The organism is Erythrobacter sp. A6_0, from assembly GCF_017744235.1.
Lineage (GTDB): Bacteria > Pseudomonadota > Alphaproteobacteria > Sphingomonadales > Sphingomonadaceae > Qipengyuania.
Map to the genome: position 1 here is coordinate 632,521 of NZ_JAGHQR010000001.1, position 16,482 is coordinate 649,002.

The window sequence follows — 16,482 nt, forward strand, 5'->3', positions numbered from 1 at the left end:
GGTCCGGGATTCGCCAATCGACCGGCACTAGCGTATCCAGCGCTCTTGCACGTCGGCCTTTGGCTTTGTCGCACTCGCCGAGGCGCGTAATGCTACAACGCTTCCATCAGTTCGATACGGTTCCCGAACGGATCGTCGACATAACAGCGCTCATATCCCGCGAGCGGTTCGTCCTCGGTGACTGAAAAACCCGCCTCGGCCAGGCGCTTCGTCAGAAACGCGAGATCTGCCACGCGGAAGGCCGGATGCGCCGTCCGTGCGGGACGGAAGTCCATTTCCACGCCGAGATGCACCTTGAGCGGACCGCGCTCGAACCAGCATCCGCCTCGCTTGGCGAGATGGGGCGGCTTGGGCACTTCCGGAATACCGAGCAGGTCCGAGTAAAAGGCACGCGCCTGGTCTTCGCCGCCGGAAGGCATGGCAAGTTGAACGTGGTCGAGCGCCTCGATCACTGCGCCTGAGCCGCCGCCGCGATCAGTGATAGCGCCGCAAGAGGCCAGCCAGCTTGCCCTGGACCTGAACCTGCGCGGGGTTGTAGATCTGCGCTTCGTAGGACGCGTTCGCCGGATCGAGCCGCACGCGGCCGCCTTCCCGGCGCAGGAATTTGAGCGTCGCTTCCTCGTTATCGACGAGCGCGACCACGATTTCGCCGTCGCGCGCCGTATCGGTGCGGCGGATCAGCGCGAAGTCACCGTCAAAGATGCCTGCTTCGATCATCGAATCGCCCGATACTTCCAGCGCATAATGATCGCCGGGGCCGAGCAGCGCGGCAGGCACCGGAAGGCTAGACTGCCCTTCGATCGCCTCGATCGGGGCGCCGGCGGCGATGCGTCCGTGCAGCGGAATTTCCAGAACATCGTTGGCCGGTTCGGGCGCCCGGGCAGCGGCGGCTGCGTCGACCATGTCGTTCGCGGCGCTGGGCGCATTCGCTGCCGCAGCGGTTCGCGCTCGCGGGCTCGAAACGGCTTCTTCGGGCGTCTTGAGCACTTCGAGCGCACGCGCACGATTGGGCAGGCGGCGAATGAAGCCGCGCTCTTCCAAGGCGGAGATCAAACGATGCACGCCCGACTTGCTCTTCAGATCGAGCGCTTCCTTCATCTCCTCGAAAGAGGGGGAGATACCGGTTTCTTCAAGCCGGGTCTGGATGAAGCGGATCAGTTCGTGCTGCTTGGCAGTCAGCATGGTGCTTGGCTCCTAAAACTCTATTCCGACCCGATTTTCGAAGCAGGCCGTGAACGAATACGGAACAATTAGGCAACCATTTCCTTCAAGTCAAGCGATTGCGCCATTCTGGAGCAGGTAGCACGGGACAAGGGCGCCTTTTGTTTCGTCAGGCGCATCGATTGGTCGGTCAATCAATACGTCGGCCCGGGAAAGAGCGGCCAGTGCGCTGCTGTCCCGCTCCTCGATCGGGACCACCCCTTCAGGGCCAAGGCTCGCGCGCAGAAATTCGCGTCGGGCGCCGCCCGCGGGCAGTTGGCCGTCTAGAGGGAGGCGCACAGAGCGCGGCAGTTGCTCGCGAGCGCCAGCCATGCGGCGCAGCGCAGGAAGCGCGAACAGAAGCGCGGTCACGAAGGTGGAGACCGGATTGCCGGGCAGCCCGAGCATGAGCTGTCTCCCTCGCCGCGCCACGATCATGGGCTTGCCGGGCCGGATGGCGACGCGCCAGAAATCGAGCGAGAAACCCGCCTTTTCGAGCGCAGGCTTGATCAGGTCGTGTTCGCCCACAGACGCGCCCCCCGATGTAAGCAGCAGATCGGCTCCGCGTGCGGCGTCGAGAGCCTCGACCATAGCGTCCAGGCTATCGGGCACGAGTGCGCGATGTGAAACCCGTGCGCCCACCGATTGCACCATCTCGGCCATCATCGCGCCGTTGGAGGCGGGCAGGCCATCCGGCGGACATTTGGTGGGATCGGCATGCAGCTCGTCCCCGCATTCGAGGATAGCCACTTCGGCGCCGCGCGCGACGCTGAGGGTGGCGACGCCGGCGGTCCGGGCGAGGGCGATATGCGACGCTGTCATGCGATCCCCTGCGGCGATCAGAGCGTCGCCGTCGCGAAAATCGAGGCCCCGGCGGCGAATATGGCGGCCCGGCTTCGGCGCAGGATCCGCACTCAGACGCCCTTGCGCGACGCTCGCGTCCTCTTTCACCACGATGCGGTCCGCGCCTTCGGGAAGAGCGGCCCCGGTCGATATCGCGACCGCCTGAGCGGTTCGAAGCGCCCCATCGAAGGCATGGCCCGCGCGAGCCTCCCCGACCATATCCCAAGGCCCTTCACCGCAAGCGGCAAAGCCATCCATGGCCGACAGATCGGCATAGGGCTGCGTCCTGCGGGCGATCAGCGGTTCGCGCAGATAACGGCCGCCCGCTTTATCGACTGCAATTTGCTCCGCATCGAGAGCGTCGATCGATCCGAGCAGGCGATCCCACGCGTCTTCGAGCGTAATCACGGCTCGGCGCGCCAATGGCCGGACTTTCCACCCAGCTTTTCGATCAGGCGCACGCCTTCGATCGTCATTGCGCGGTCGACCGCCTTACCCATGTCGTAAAGCGTCAGCAGCGCCACGCTGGCCGCGGTCATCGCCTCCATCTCAACCCCGGTGCGGCCCGTGCAGGACGTCGTGGCCGTGACGCGGATCGCGTCGCTCTCGCGCTCGAAGGCGACCGTCACGGCGTCGAGCGCCAGGGGGTGGCAGAGCGGAATCAGCTCGCCGGTCTTCTTCGCCGCCATGATGCCCGCAATTCGCGCGGTGGCGAGCGCATCGCCTTTCGGCCCGGTGCCGTCCCACAAAGCGGCCAGCGCTTGGCCTGACATGCGGATGCGCCCTTCGGCGACGGCCCTGCGCTGGCTTTCCGGCTTCGCGCCGACATCGACCATGCGCGCCGCGCCGTGTTCGTCGAGATGGGTGAGGCCGCTCATGCGCCGAGCAGTGCGCGTGTGGCCGCCCCGACATCGGCCTGGCGCATCAGGCTCTCTCCGACGAGGAAATTGCGCACGCCCGATTGGGCGAGGCGTTGGCAATCCTCGTGCGTGGCGATCCCGCTTTCGCCCACCAGCAGCGCGTCTTTGGGCGCCAATTCCGCGAGCCGTTCGGTCGTGGCGAGATCGGTGGTGAACGTCTTCAGATCGCGATTGTTGACACCGATCAGGCGCGATTTCAGCTTCGCCGCGCGCGCCATTTCGGCTTCGTCGTGAACCTCGACCAGCACATCCATCCGGCGCTCGATCGCGGCGGCCTCGATTTCGGCCATGGCCCCGTCGTCCAACGCGGCCACGATGATCAGAATCGCATCCGCCCCGATCGCGCGCGCTTCGGCGACCTGCCAGGGATCGACCATGAAATCCTTGCGCAGGACGGGCAGCGCGCAGGCAGCGCGGGCCTGCATCAGATAATCCTCGTGTCCCTGGAAATACGGCGCATCGGTCAGCACGGAGAGGCAGGTCGCGCCACCGTCCTCATAAGCGCGGGCGTGATCGGCGGGATCGAAATCGGCGCGGATCAGCCCCTTCGAGGGAGAGGCCTTCTTGATTTCCGCGATCAGGCCGAAACCGTCGCGGCTCGCCTTTCGCAACGCCGCTTCGAAGCCACGCGGTTCGGATTGCATCATCGCTGCGGCATCGAGATCGCCGATGGTGGAGCGCGTGCGGCGATCGGCCACTTCCTCGCGCTTGGTGGCGCAGATTTCGTCGAGCTTGTTCATCGTCACTTCGCCATGTCTATCCAGCGCGCCAGCAGATCGCTCGCCTTGCCGCTGTCGAGCGCTTCCGCCGCCATTGCCGCGCCTTCGCGCCAGTCCTCGGTCCGGCCTGCGACGATCAGAGTCGCGGCGGCATTCAGCAGTACTGCGTCGCGATAGGGGCCGGGCGTGCCGCGGAGCAGGGCTTCGAGAGCCTTTGCGTTATGCGCTGCATCGCCGCCCCTGATCGCTTCGATCGGCGCGTGGGGTAGGCCTGCCGCATCCGCATCGACGCGCTGCATCGCAAAGTCCGATCCGGCGACGTCGGCCAGTTCATTCCCACCTGCAAGGCTCAATTCGTCCAGCCCTTCGTCGCCCGACACGATGAAGGTGCGTTTCGTACCGAGGCTCGCCTTGGCTTCGGCATAGATCGGCACATAGGCGGGTCGGGCGATCCCGATCAGCTGGCGCTCAACCCCGGCGGGATTGGAGAGCGGGCCCATCAGGTTGAAGATCGTGCGGCGGCCCAGTTTCTGGCGGATGGGCTGGATGCGGCCCATCGCCGGATGATGGTTCTTGGCGAAGAGGAAACAGATCCCGAGTTCGGCCAAGGTCTTTTCCGCCGTGCGCCCCGCGGCTTCCATGTCGAGGCCGAGCGCCTCCAGCGTGTCCGCCGCGCCCGACTTGCTGCTCGCCGCGCGATTGCCGTGCTTGGCCACCGGCACGCCGCAGGCCGCGACCACCAGGCTGACCGCAGTCGAGACATTGAGCGTGTGGTGCCCGTCGCCGCCGGTGCCGCAGCAATCGACCGCGCCTTCGGGTGCCGCGACCGGGATCAGCCGCGCTCGCAAGGCGCGCGCCGCACCGGCGATCTCTTCCGCCGTCTCGCTCCGCTCGGTCATGGCGAGGAGGAAGCGGGCGATCTCTTCCTCGCTCGCCTCGCCATCGAGGATCCAGCCGAAGACTTCCTCGGCCTCGGTCTCGGTCATGTGGGGGACGGCGAGGGGCAGATGCTTCATGCCGGGATTTTCGCTTCCATACCGCAGATTTCGAGGAAATTGGCGAGCAGGGCATGGCCATGCTCGGTCGCGATGCTTTCGGGGTGGAACTGAACGCCGTGGATCGGCAGCTCGCGATGGCGAAAGCCCATCACGCTCGTCCCGTCGAGGCCCGGCGTCTCGCTCGTCGCATTGACGTGGAGGACGTTCGGAATCTCCTCCACCACCAGCGAGTGATAGCGCGTGGCGGTGAAGGGCGAGGGCAGACCGGCGAACACGCCGCTGCCGTCATGATCGACCGGAGATGTCTTGCCGTGCATCAGGCCGCCGCGCACCACGCGCCCGCCGAAATGCTGGCCGATCGCCTGATGTCCGAGACACACGCCGAGCAGCGGCAGGCCCGCATCGGCGCAGGCTGCGACGCAATCGAGGCTGATCCCCGCCTCGTTGGGCGTGCAGGGGCCGGGCGAAATCAGGATGCCCTTGGCTCCGCTGGCAAGCGCTTCCGACGCGCTCAGCGCATCGTTGCGCTCCACCCGCACCTCTGCGCCCAGTTCCATCAGATAATGGACGAGGTTGAACGTGAAGCTGTCGTAATTGTCGATGACGAGAATCATGGGGCGCTGTCGATGCCCGCCAATTTGTCGGTCGCGCGGACGAGGCCGTCGATGATGCCCTTCTCCCCCGCGCTGTGGCCCGCATCGTTCACGATCCAGAGCTCGGCTTCGGGCCAGGCCTTCTTCAGCTCCCACGCGGAGGTCGGCGGCGTGCAGATATCGTGGCGGCCCTGGACAATGATGCCGGGAATGTGCCGCATCGTGTCCAGATTCTTGAGCAGCTGCGCTTCTTCGAGGAAGAAATCCTCGAGGAAGAAGCGCGCACAGATGCGGGCGAAGGGGATTGCCTTGGAAGGATCGCCGAAACTGTCCATCAGCGCCTCGTCGGGGAGTAGCGTAGCGACGCTACCTTCCCAGAGCGACCATTCGCGCGCGGCGGCGAGGCGGGTCTCCTCATCCTCGCTCGTCAGTCGATCGTAATAGGCCTGGACCAGATTGTCGCGCTCGCCTTCGGGGATGAGACCGGCGAAATCGTCCCATTGTTCGGCCATGATCTCGCTCGCGCCATAGCGGTAGAGCCAGTCTTTTTCCTTTTGCCGGGCGAGGAACACGCCGCGCAGGACCAGTTCGCTGACGCGATCGGGATAGGTCTGGGCATAGGCGAGCGCGAGGGTCGAGCCCCAGCTGCCGCCGAAGGCCTGCCATTTCTCGTGCCCGCACATTTCGCGAAGCCGCTCGATATCCTCGACGATGCGCCAGGTGTCGTTTTTGTCGATTTCCGCGAACGGCGTCGATTTGCCGCAGCCGCGCTGGTCGAAAAGGAGGACGTCGTAATGGTCCGGATTCCACTGGCGCCGATGGTTTGGGCTCATCCCGCCGCCGGGCCCGCCATGCAGGAACACGGCAGGCTTTGCGCCGGGCGTGCCGACCCGCTCGTAATAGAGCGAATGCCCTTCGCCGACGTCGAACATACCGCTCTCGTACGGTTCGATTTCGGGATAGAGCGTGCGGCGGTCCCCGTTTGGATTGGTGGGCGCGTCATTCATCGGGCGCTTCCTTCTTCATTACGACCAGCATCGGGCCGATCGCCGCCCCGCCATCGGTGCGACCGGTGGCGGGGTTCCACAGCGCCGACACGCTCCCGTCGAGATAGAGCGCGTTGGGCGTCTTCAGCTCGTCACGGAAGAAACTGGCGAGTTTTCCGAACGAAAGCGGGGCGTTCGCAATCACGAAATGCGCGCGCCCCTTCTCGTCCACGCCTACCGCGTTGCGAATCAGGCGCGAAGGGCCGTCTGCGGTGATCTCGGGATGGACCTTGCCGTCGATCAGCAGCATCGGACCCGACTGCGTTCCGAATTCGGGCCTGTCGGACACGTTGGCGAGGAAATCCTGCGTTGTGCGGATTTCCCATGTCTCGCCCGATCCGTAGAACACGCCATTGGGGTTCAGGTGGAAATTGCCTTCGCCATCGGCGGTGTTGAGCGTTTTGAGGCGTTCGGAATCCTCGACAAAATAGCCGATCGGATCGCCATCGTCGTCATACATGCCCGCATTCATGGCAAAGGCGACTCTGTCGCCGTCCATCGCTTCGGACAGCTTCGAAAGGCTGCGATAATTCTCGCCCGATCCGTTCGCCAGCGCGGTCGTGATGCGATGGCGCGAGGGGATGGCGAGACAATGGGTCAGCGAGGTGTTCTCGAAGATGACCGAGCGGCAGGCGGATTCGACCTGGCTCGCAATGGTGGCATCCTCGCTCGGCGTCGGGGCGGGGGCGCCCACGCTACCGTCGATCTTGGCGCGGGCCACCGGCTTGCCTTCGGGCTGCGCATCGCAGCCTGCCAGAGCGAGCGCGGCGAGCGCGAGAGGGGCAACGAAACGCATCATGCGCGCTGCTCCGCCTGACGGAACGCTTCGGCCGCTGCCGCTCGCAGAGCGCCCGCCTTGGCTTCGCATTCGCGCCGTTCGTATTCGGGATCGCTGTCGGCCACGATGCCGGCCCCCGCCTGGACGTGCATCGTCCCATCCTTCACCACGGCGGTGCGCAGAACGATGCAGCTGTCGAGCGACCCATCGGGCGCGAAATAGCCGACGCCGCCGGCATAGGGCCCGCGCGCATCGCGCTCCAGCTCGGCGATGATTTGGCAGGCGCGCAGCTTGGGCGCGCCGCTGACCGTGCCCGCCGGAAATCCGGCGAACAGCGCGTCGACGGCGTCGAACTTCGGATCGAGCCGCCCGACGACATTGCTCACGATATGCATGACATGGCTGTAACGTTCGATTGTGAAACTGTCCGTGACTTCGACGCTGCCGCTCTCGGCGACGCGGCCGACATCGTTGCGCCCGAGATCGAGCAACATCAAGTGCTCGGCGCGCTCTTTCGCGTCGGATAGCAGGGATTCCTCGGCGGCCCGATCGGCCTGATCATCGGCCCCACGCGGGCGGGTTCCGGCGATGGGGCGCACGGACACTTCGCTGGCGCCGTCCCGATCGGGTCGGACGCGGACGAGGATTTCCGGGCTCGACCCGACCACCGCGAAATCGGGCAGGTCGAGGAAATAGAGAAAGGGCGACGGATTGACCCGCCGCAAGGCGCGATAGAGTTCGACCGGCGGCAAGGGGAAGGGACAGGTATACCGCTGCGACAGGACAACCTGAAAGATGTCGCCCGCCACGATGTAGTCCTTCGCCCGTTCCACCATGGCGGTGTAATCGTGAGCTGACATGACCGGATCGAGCCGCGCTTCCGGCAGCTCCCCGGTCGGAGCGGATTGAGCAGGCGTGCGAGCACCTTCGAGCCGTTGCAGGGCCGTTGCAATGCGGTTTCGCGCCGCTTCCATCTGGCTCGACGGATCGCTTTCGGAATCCGGCCAGATCGGGGCGATGCAGTGCAATTCGTCGCCCAAGCTGTCGAAGACGAAAAGGAGGGTCGGGCGCACGAATACCATGTCGGGTAGCCCCAGCCCCGGCTCCGCCGCGCGCGGAACCGCCTCGACCATACCGATCGTCTCATAGGCGAAATAGCCGACCAGACACGCCAAAGCGGGCGGAAGGCCCTCGGGGACGGTGATGCGGCATTCCTCGGACAGAGCGCGCAGGGCCGTTACGGGATTGTCCGAATAGGTCTCGAACGCTGCGCGATCCGAGCGCCACTGGCGGTTGATCGACGCTTCGCCCCGTTCGGCGCGGAAGACGAGATCCGGATCGAGACCCAACAGGCTGTAGCGCCCCCGAACCGCACCCCCTTCGACGGATTCGAGCAGAAAATCGCCGCGCTGCGGCTCCATGAGTTTCAGCGCCGCGCCGACCGGCGTCTCGGTATCGGCGACGATCGTGCGCCAGACCAGGGCCGGGCCGCCCGCCGCCAAGGCCGTCAAGGCCTGCTCTTCACCGCGCATTCGGTCGGTCCTGCCTAATCCCTTCCAACTCTTACTGCCGTTCCCCGACCAACTGTCGGCGCACCGCATCGATTGCGTCCTCGTTGCGCTCGATCCCGACTTCGCCACGCATCGCCGCGACGAGCTGTTCGGTGTATTCCTGCCCCAGAGTCGAGGCGAGTTGTTCACGCGCCTGACCGATCAGCGGATCGTCGGCTTCCATGGTTCCCACCGAAATCTCTTCGAGGTCGACCACGAACCAACCGAGATCGCGCGCTGCGGCCAGCTTCTTCGCCGTGCCCTGTGCCATGCTGAACATCAAAGCCAGGGGTGGGGGAATGCGCCGGTCCTGCTGGCGCGCCAGGTCCTCACGGGTCAGGTTGATGTTTTCCACTGCGGGTAGAGCGACATCCTCTGCCTGCAAGGCGGCTGCCAGGCTCGTCCCTTCGCGCAGGCGCTTGATAACGCGATCGGCGGCGGCGCGCGCCGCCTGCGAACCTTGCGTCAGGCGCCATGCGGCCGTGACCTGATCGCGGATTTCCGCGAGCGGGGGCGTGGCGGCTCCGGTGATGCGCGTGACTTCGAAGACGAGATAGGTCTCGCCTCGCTCGATCTCCGCGACCTGCGGTTCGCTCTCTTCCATTTGAAATGCGGTCGCGAGCGCCGGGCCGAGAATTTCAGGTGCCGTCTCGTCGGTGCCGTAAACTTGGCCGTTTGCAGTCAGCGGTTGCGTCGTTTCGACCGCGATCCCGCGCTCGCGCGCGACATCGGCCAGTGTGGCGCCTTCGTCGATCCGTTCTTCGATCTCGGCGGCGACATTGGCGAGCGCGCGCGTGCGCTTTTCTTCGCGCACCGTATCGGCGATCTCGCCGCGGACCTGCGCGAGTGGGCGGGCTGGCGTGCTGTTGACGGCATCGACCCGCACGACATGCCAGCCAAGCGCGCTGCGCGCCGGAACCGCGATGGACCCGCGTGCCGCACTGAAGATCGCGTCGGCAACCGCCGAAGAGGCGTCGGAAGCGACTTCGGCACGCGTCACGGCTTCCTGCTGCACTGTGCTGAAACCGGCTTCCCGTGCCACAGCATCCAGCGAAGCGCCGCCCTGAACGCGCTCGCGCAGCGCATTGGCGGCCTGCTGGGTCGGCACGATCAGCTGGGTGTAGCTGCGCGTTTCGCTCGCCGCGTATTGCGCGCGGTCCTGCTGATAGCGCGCGGCGATCTCGTTCTCGGTCGGCTCGATCTCGTCGGCGATCGCGTCGTTATCGAATGTGGCGTAGCGCACGATACGGCGTTCGGGCCGGATGAAATCGGCGCGGTTAGCCTCGTAAAAGGCTTGCAATTGCTCGCTGCTAGGCACGCCTTCGGGCGCGAAGGCCGCAGAGGGAAGAAAGCCGATCGCGCCTTCGCGCCGCTCGCGGAACAGGCCGGCATAGCGCCGCGCCAAGGCCTGCGGCATCACTGCCCCGAAGGCGGACGGCCCGGCAATCTGCTGAGCCAGAAGGCCCGAACGGATGTCGTTGCGCACCTGCGCATCGGTAAGACCCTGCGCGGCCAGCGCCTGACGGTAGGCTGTTTCGCTGAAATTTCCGTCCGCCCCGCGGAAGGCCCCGATAGTCCGGATCTCGCTGTTGATGAGGTTGTCTCCTGCTCTGAGGCCATTGTCCCGGGCGAAGGCGGAGATCACGTAACGATCGATCAGCTGGCTCAGCACTTCGTCGAAACCACCCTGCGCGATGAATTCGGGCATCGAAATCGTCGGATCTTCCTGACGCACTCGGTCCAACGCGTTCGAGGTCGAGCGGCTGAGTTCGGCGCTGTCGATCCGCTCGTCGCCCACCACCGCAACGCGATTGCCCCCGGCAACCCCGCCGAACATGCCCGTGCTCGACACGTCGGCGCTGGCGAAGGCGAAGGCGATCAATCCCAGAAAGGCGAAGGTGAGCCCGAGGCCGATCTTGGACTTGAAGAAGCTGCGGAAGAAGGTGAGCATGGCTGCGAAAAGCGTCCTGTCGGAAATGGTGTCCGGGCACAGCGCGACCGGGAGGAGTGCCGCGCTTTATCCATGCTGCGACCTTGCCGCAACAGGTGTCGAAGGTTTTGACCCGGGGGCCGCTGTCGGCTAGCGGACCAGCCCCGGCCTGCCCATATGGCGGCAACCCATCGCAAATCTACAGGACCTTATCATGGCCGAACGGCCCTACATCGTTGGAAACTGGAAGATGAACGGCACGCGCGCCATGCTTTCCGAAGCACGCGCAATCGACCGTGCGGCGCAGCGTTATATGAAGGTCGAGGTCGCCCTGGCGCCTCCCTTCACTCTGATTCACGCCGTCCATCGCGAAGCCGAGCAGATCGGCGTCGGCGCGCAGGATTGCCATGCGGAGCCGGATGGAGCGCATACCGGAGATGTCAGCGCTACGATGGCCGCTGATTCGGGCGCGAAGTTCGTCGTTCTGGGCCATAGCGAACGGCGCGGCGATCACGGCGAAAGCGACGCGCTGATCGCGGCGAAGGTTTCGGCCGCGCTCGAAGCCGGGCTGCGGATCATCCTGTGTTGCGGCGAGAGCGAAGCGACGCGCGACGCGGGTGAGGCCGAACAGTTCGTGCTCGATCAACTGCGCGCGGGCCTGCCGAAACTGGATGACGCGGCGGATCGCGTTACCGTCGCCTACGAGCCGATCTGGGCGATCGGGACGGGCCGCACCGCCGAGGCCGACGATATCGCCGCCATGCATCGCGCCATTCACGATCTTTTGGTCGAAACCTATGGCGAGGAGCAAGCATCGGGCGTTCGCATTCTTTACGGAGGCTCGGTCAAGCCGGACAATGCGCGCGAGATCCTCTCGCTTCCCCATGTGGGTGGTGCGCTGGTCGGCGGGGCGAGCCTGTCGGCGGAAAGCTTCCTCGGTATCGTGGTCGCAGCGTCCGAAGCGGACGAGGGCTGAGGTTTGAGGCGCGCCCTTGTGCGCGCCGCCAACCGGACCTAGTTTCAAATCACTTCCATCCAGAACGGATATCCGATGTTCTTCTTCCTCACTGTCGTCCAAGCCATCGTGGCCGCTGCCCTTGTGGGTGTCATCCTCATGCAGCGTTCCGAAGGGGGCGGGCTGGGCATCGGCGGAAGTCCGTCGGGCATGTTGAGCGCACGCGGTGCGGCGGATTTCCTCACTCGGTCGACCAAGTGGCTGGCGGTGGTCTTCGTCGTTCTGTCGATCGCTCTGGCAGCGTTGGCAGTGGAAACGACGCAGGGCGCCTCGCTCGAGACGACTCTGGATCGCAACGTCACGCCGATCGAACAGCAGGATCCGCTCGGCGGCACGCCGGTGACAGGTGGCGAGGCTGCTCCGGCCCCGAACCCGGCCACGCCCGCCAACGGCGATCCGCTCGCGCAGTAAGCGCCTTCGATCGACATATCTGTGGACGGGCGAGCGAAGGATCGCTCGCTTCGTCCGGTTTACGCTTGCCCCGAATCACGACCGGGGCTTAAGGCCCGGCTCCCATGGCGCGGTACATTTTCATCACCGGCGGCGTGGTCTCCTCGCTCGGCAAAGGTCTTATGGCGGCATCGCTCGCAGCGCTGCTGCAGGCGCGCGGCTACAAGGTCCGCATTCGCAAATTCGACCCCTATCTGAATGTCGATCCGGGCACGATGAGCCCGTATCAGCACGGCGAGGTGTTCGTGACCGACGATGGGGCCGAGACCGATCTCGATCTCGGACATTACGAACGTTTCACGGGCGTTTCCGCGCATCAGGCGGACAATGTCACTTCGGGCCGTATCTACCAGCAGATCATCGCCAAGGAGAGGCGCGGCGATTATCTGGGCGCGACGGTCCAGGTGGTCCCCCATGTGACCGACGCGATCAAGCAGTTCGCGCTAGCCGATCAGGACGATCACGATTTCATCCTGTGCGAAATCGGCGGAACGGTCGGCGATATCGAAGGCCTGCCCTTCATGGAGGCGATCCGCCAGCTCCGGAATGAACTGCCCGTCGATCGGACGCTGAGCGTCCATGTCACGCTGGTTCCCTATATCGCGGCGGCGGGCGAGCTGAAGACCAAGCCGACCCAGCACAGCGTGCGCGAGCTCGCCAGCCTCGGGATCAAGCCCGACCTGCTGCTCTGCCGCGCGGAACATCCGATCCCCGAAAGCGAGCGGCGCAAGATCGCGCAATTCTGCAACGTCCGCGCGGAATCGGTGATTCCCGCGCTCGATGCGCCGTCGATCTATTCGGTCCCGCTGCAATATCATGGCGAAGGGCTCGACAGCGAAGTGCTGCGCGCCTTCGGCATCACCGACGCGCCGGAACCCGACCTGTCCCGCTGGTACGACGTGGTCGATCGCCATTCGAACCCCGAAGGCGAGGTAGTGATCGGCGTGATCGGCAAATATGTCGGACTGCAGGACGCGTACAAATCGCTCAACGAGGCGCTCGTCCATGGCGGCATGGCCCATCGCGTGCGCGTCAAGATCAAATGGCTCGACGCCGAAGTGTTCGAGCAGGATGACGACGCCATCTCCGCTCAGCTCGAACCCATGCACGCCATTCTGGTGCCCGGCGGTTTTGGAGAGCGCGGGTCGGAAGGCAAGATCGCTGCAGTCCGCTTCGCTCGCGAACACAAGGTGCCGTTCCTCGGCATTTGCCTTGGGATGCAGATGGCTTGCATCGAAGGTGCACGCTCCGCAGGCGTCGCCGCGGCTTCGTCGACGGAATTCGGCGATACGGAAGAACCGGTCGTCGGCATCATCACCGAGTGGATGAGCGAAGATGGCCTGCAGGAGCGCGAAGCGGGCGGAGATCTGGGCGGCACGATGCGTCTGGGCGCCTATGACGCCAAGCTTGCTGCGGACAGTCAGGTCTCGCGGGTCTATGGCGGCGTCACCGAAATTTCGGAACGCCACCGCCATCGTTACGAGGTCAATAGCCACTATATCGACACGCTCGAAAAAGAAGGCCTCGTATTCTCCGGCATGTCGCCCGATGGTTTGCTCCCCGAGATCGTCGAACGGCCGGACCATCCCTGGTTCATCGGCGTTCAGTTCCACCCGGAATTGAAGTCGCGCCCGTTCGATCCCCACCCGCTGTTCGCAGGATTTATCGGGGCAGCGCTCGAGCAGGCGCGCTTGATGTAATTTTTTTTGCGCGTGCAGCAGACATCCTAAGCGATTGAATCGGCGAGACGACGCCCGAACTGCATGCTGAATGCGGTTGTGCGCCCGCATGCTTAGTGAGCGCGAGGCCTTTATTTTTTAACCGGTGTGAGGCAAACCATGCCTGCGGGCGATGGTTTGGGGTGGTTTTAGAACGCTTCAGCCCTTTTTCGCGCAACAAGTTGAAAGGCTTGCCTCGAAACTCGTCGTCTTCTGCGACCCGGACGGCTTATTCCGAGGCTAGGCGGCGCTCTGCGTCGCGGGGGCAATGCTTTGCGGCATTGCCCCCTTCCGTTCCGGCCTGGACAGCGGTCCTTCGTCACCACGCAAACGAGAAGGGCGAAGCCTTACGGCTCCGCCCCTCGTTACACTGCCTCGATCGAAGATCAGGCGACGTCGCGATCCTTGCCGCTCTCGTCGTCTTCGGCCTTGTCGCCTTCGACCACTTCGAGCTTGCGGGCTCCGCCGATCATAACCTTCTTGGGCTTCATCGCATCGGGCACTTCGCGCACGAGATCGATGGTCAGGAGGCCATCGGCGAGATCAGCGTTGGCGACCCGGACGAAATCGGCCAGTTCGAACCGGCGTTCGAAACCGCGATTGGCGATGCCGACATGCAGCATCTCGCCCTCCACGCTGTCGTCGCGCTTCTTGCCCTGAATGGTCAGCAGGTTCTGCTGCGCCGTGATATCGAGATCGCGCTCGCGGAAACCGGCCACTGCCAGAGTTATGCGATAGCTGTCTTCGTCGCGCCGCTCGATATTGAATGGGGGGTAATTGTCGCCCGCATTGTTGCGGACCTGGCTTTCCAGCAGGTCGAACAGACGGTCGAACCCGACCGTGGTGCGGCGATAAGGGGAAAAATCGGTACGGTTCATCGAAACAAATCCTCTTCTGAGCGATTTTCATGATAGGGATGCGGCCCGCATTCGGCGCCGCCCCCAACGATGCGCCCGACGCGCCTTGTGGCCGCTTCGGACGACACCAAGATAAGCGCACCGGCATGACGTTCAAGAACCCGATCGCGCGGTATGGGGTTGCTGCCGGACAGGCCTGCGACGCACCGGCGAAACACGAAGGATCATTTTTCGATGAGTAAGCCCGAAGTCACGATCTACACGAAATTCGGTTGCGGTTTCTGCAGCCGGGCGAAGCGCCTACTCGACGAAAAGGGCGTGGAATACACCGAGCACGATATCACCATGGGCGGCCCGAAGCGCGCCGAGATGCTTGAGCGGGCGCCGGAGGCACGCACCGTGCCGCAGATCTTCATCGGCGACACGCATGTGGGCGGATCGGACGATCTGGCGGCGCTGGAAAAGCAGGGCAAGCTCGAGCCGCTGCTCGCCGGGTGACGATCGGATGACACGCATCGCGCTTTTTCAGGCGAACACAGGCGTCGATCCCGTGGCCAACGCCGATGCACTGGTCCGAGCTGTGGACGAAGCGGCAGAGGGCGGGGCGGCGATGCTGTTCACGCCCGAGATGAGCAATCTGCTCGATCGCGACAGGGAGCGCTCCGGTCAGATGCTGCGGAGCGAGCAACACGACGAGACGCTCGCGAAAATGCGCGAAGCAGCAAAGCGAACCGGTCTGTGGCTCTCGCTCGGTTCGTTCGCCTTCGTGAATCCCGACGAGACGCGCGCCAATCGTGCGCTCGTCATCGACCCGGCGGGTAACATCCGCGCATCTTACGACAAGATGCATATGTTCGACGTCGATCTGGCAAGCGGCGAAAGCTGGCGCGAATCAAATGTCTATCGCGCAGGCGACAAGCCCGGTGTGGTGGATGACACTCCCCTTGGCCGCCTCGGCCTTTCCATCTGTTACGATATTCGCTTTCCGGCGCTGTTCGACGCGCTAGGACGGGCGCAGTGCGATGCGATCGCCATCCCGGCGGCCTTCACCGTTCCCACCGGTACTGCGCATTGGCACATCCTCCAGCGCGCCCGCGCGATCGAAGCGAGCGCGTTCGTGATCGCCGCCGCGCAGGTGGGCGAGCATGAGGATGGCCGCCGTACCTATGGGCACAGCCTGGTGGTGGACCCCTGGGGCGAGGTCCTGCTCGATATGGGCGGGGAGCGTTCGGGCGTCGGTTTTGCGGATATCGATCCGGCGCGGATCGAGGAGGTGCGCGCTCAAGTACCCAGCCTCGCAAACCGTCGGGCTATCCCGGCATGATCGTTTTCGACCTCGATTGCGAGAACGGCCATCGCTTCGAAGGCTGGTTCGGATCGTCGCGCGATTTCGCGGACCAGCAGGCGCGCGGTCTGCTCGCCTGTCCCAGCTGCGGAACGCAGGAGGTCATCAAGGCCCCCATGGCGCCCGCTATCGGTAAAAAGGGTGACGGCGCGGCGCGAGACGTGGCACCTGCGAAGGCCGAGCAGGAGAATAGGTCAGCCCAAACACAGTCACAGGGCGACAGTGTGGCGAACCAAGCCCTTCCGCCGAAACTTGTCGAAGCCTTCGCCAAGATCGCGAAAGTGCAGGCGGAGATGTTGAAGCAAAGCGCCTGGGTCGGCGACAAATTCGCCGACGAAGCACGCTCCATGCATTACGGCGAAAAGGACGAGAAACCGATCCACGGCAAGACGAGCGCGAAACAGGCGCGCGATCTGATGGAAGAAGGCATCGCGGTGCAGCCTCTTCTCGTTCCGGTCACTCCACCCGACGAGCTGAATTGACACCGGCTCCGATTGCGCCTCGCGCCGAGGCTGCTAAA

18 protein-coding genes are annotated in these 16,482 nt (G+C 64.6%); 6 read left to right on the plus strand and 12 right to left on the minus strand.

The features are described 5' to 3' along the window. Positions 1 to 92 precede the first annotated feature (92 nt). The 11 genes from J7347_RS03165 to J7347_RS03215 all read right to left on the minus strand — a co-directional run bounded on the left by J7347_RS03165 (position 93) and on the right by J7347_RS03215 (position 10,598). Entirely contained in the window at positions 93 to 452 is a 360-nt protein-coding gene (locus J7347_RS03165) for a VOC family protein (RefSeq protein WP_348521548.1), read from the minus strand. A gap of 22 nt (positions 453 to 474) precedes the next feature. Then, the gene (gene lexA, locus J7347_RS03170) at positions 475 to 1,182 is read right to left on the minus strand and encodes a transcriptional repressor LexA (protein WP_209160786.1); all 708 of its coding nucleotides are present in this window, start codon (positions 1,180 to 1,182) and stop codon (positions 475 to 477) included. Between the two features lie 90 nt (positions 1,183 to 1,272). Continuing rightward, the gene (locus J7347_RS03175) at positions 1,273 to 2,466 is read right to left on the minus strand and encodes a molybdopterin molybdotransferase MoeA (RefSeq protein ID WP_209160787.1); all 1,194 of its coding nucleotides are present in this window, start codon (positions 2,464 to 2,466) and stop codon (positions 1,273 to 1,275) included. Continuing rightward, positions 2,448 to 2,921, minus strand: coding sequence for a cyclic pyranopterin monophosphate synthase MoaC (gene moaC, locus J7347_RS03180; RefSeq protein ID WP_209160788.1), 474 nt, complete (start codon positions 2,919 to 2,921; stop codon positions 2,448 to 2,450). Before moaC ends, J7347_RS03175 begins: the two co-directional genes overlap by 19 nt. Further along, on the minus strand, positions 2,918 to 3,703 hold the full coding sequence (gene trpC, locus J7347_RS03185; RefSeq protein WP_209160789.1) for an indole-3-glycerol phosphate synthase TrpC: 786 nt from the start codon (positions 3,701 to 3,703) through the stop codon (positions 2,918 to 2,920). Before trpC ends, moaC begins: the two co-directional genes overlap by 4 nt. Before the next feature lie 2 nt (positions 3,704 to 3,705). Beyond that, complete coding sequence (gene trpD, locus J7347_RS03190) at positions 3,706 to 4,698, minus strand: anthranilate phosphoribosyltransferase (protein ID WP_209160790.1); 993 nt, start codon at positions 4,696 to 4,698, stop codon at positions 3,706 to 3,708. After that, positions 4,695 to 5,294 carry an aminodeoxychorismate/anthranilate synthase component II gene (locus J7347_RS03195; protein ID WP_209160791.1) on the minus strand — a complete coding sequence of 200 codons (600 nt, stop codon included), beginning with the start codon at positions 5,292 to 5,294 and terminating at the stop codon, positions 4,695 to 4,697. Before J7347_RS03195 ends, trpD begins: the two co-directional genes overlap by 4 nt. Beyond that, positions 5,291 to 6,280, minus strand: a complete 990-nt coding sequence (gene pip, locus J7347_RS03200) for a prolyl aminopeptidase (protein WP_209160792.1) — start codon at positions 6,278 to 6,280, stop codon at positions 5,291 to 5,293. Before pip ends, J7347_RS03195 begins: the two co-directional genes overlap by 4 nt. Beyond that, on the minus strand, positions 6,273 to 7,118 hold the full coding sequence (locus tag J7347_RS03205) for a phosphodiester glycosidase family protein (RefSeq protein WP_348521549.1): 846 nt from the start codon (positions 7,116 to 7,118) through the stop codon (positions 6,273 to 6,275). Before J7347_RS03205 ends, pip begins: the two co-directional genes overlap by 8 nt. After that, positions 7,115 to 8,629 (minus strand): anthranilate synthase component I, encoded by a 1,515-nt coding sequence (gene trpE / locus J7347_RS03210; protein WP_209160793.1) that lies wholly within the window; start codon positions 8,627 to 8,629, stop codon positions 7,115 to 7,117. The genes J7347_RS03205 and trpE overlap by 4 nt, the downstream gene beginning before the upstream one ends. A gap of 31 nt (positions 8,630 to 8,660) precedes the next feature. Further along, positions 8,661 to 10,598 (minus strand): SurA N-terminal domain-containing protein, encoded by a 1,938-nt coding sequence (locus J7347_RS03215; protein ID WP_209160794.1) that lies wholly within the window; start codon positions 10,596 to 10,598, stop codon positions 8,661 to 8,663. Between the two features lie 193 nt (positions 10,599 to 10,791). Here J7347_RS03215 and tpiA point away from each other — a divergent pair, with 193 nt between their 5' ends. From tpiA to J7347_RS03230, 3 genes are all read left to right on the plus strand, one after another. Further along, positions 10,792 to 11,553: a triose-phosphate isomerase gene (tpiA, locus tag J7347_RS03220; RefSeq protein WP_209160795.1), complete on the plus strand. Its 762-nt coding sequence runs from the start codon at positions 10,792 to 10,794 to the stop codon at positions 11,551 to 11,553. A gap of 75 nt (positions 11,554 to 11,628) precedes the next feature. Then, positions 11,629 to 12,003 carry a preprotein translocase subunit SecG gene (secG, locus tag J7347_RS03225; protein WP_209160796.1) on the plus strand — a complete coding sequence of 125 codons (375 nt, stop codon included), beginning with the start codon at positions 11,629 to 11,631 and terminating at the stop codon, positions 12,001 to 12,003. A gap of 104 nt (positions 12,004 to 12,107) precedes the next feature. Beyond that, on the plus strand, positions 12,108 to 13,742 hold the full coding sequence (locus tag J7347_RS03230; RefSeq protein WP_209160797.1) for a CTP synthase: 1,635 nt from the start codon (positions 12,108 to 12,110) through the stop codon (positions 13,740 to 13,742). Positions 13,743 to 14,146: 404 nt separating this feature from the next. On the opposite strand, the gene J7347_RS03235 is transcribed toward J7347_RS03230, so the two are convergent. Further along, a complete protein-coding gene (locus J7347_RS03235; RefSeq protein WP_067683324.1) occupies positions 14,147 to 14,638 on the minus strand; it encodes an Hsp20 family protein in 492 nt (163 codons plus the stop codon). A 213-nt stretch (positions 14,639 to 14,851) separates the two neighbouring features. Here J7347_RS03235 and grxC point away from each other — a divergent pair, with 213 nt between their 5' ends. From grxC to J7347_RS03250, 3 genes are read left to right on the plus strand one after another with little or no spacing between them, the layout of a single operon-like run. Next, positions 14,852 to 15,115, plus strand: a complete 264-nt coding sequence (gene grxC, locus J7347_RS03240; protein WP_067678366.1) for a glutaredoxin 3 — start codon at positions 14,852 to 14,854, stop codon at positions 15,113 to 15,115. 7 nt (positions 15,116 to 15,122) lie between these two features. Further along, positions 15,123 to 15,941 (plus strand): carbon-nitrogen hydrolase family protein, encoded by an 819-nt coding sequence (locus tag J7347_RS03245; protein WP_209160798.1) that lies wholly within the window; start codon positions 15,123 to 15,125, stop codon positions 15,939 to 15,941. Then, positions 15,938 to 16,444 carry a DUF1178 family protein gene (locus J7347_RS03250; RefSeq protein ID WP_067678343.1) on the plus strand — a complete coding sequence of 169 codons (507 nt, stop codon included), beginning with the start codon at positions 15,938 to 15,940 and terminating at the stop codon, positions 16,442 to 16,444. The genes J7347_RS03245 and J7347_RS03250 overlap by 4 nt, the downstream gene beginning before the upstream one ends. Positions 16,445 to 16,482 lie beyond the last annotated feature (38 nt).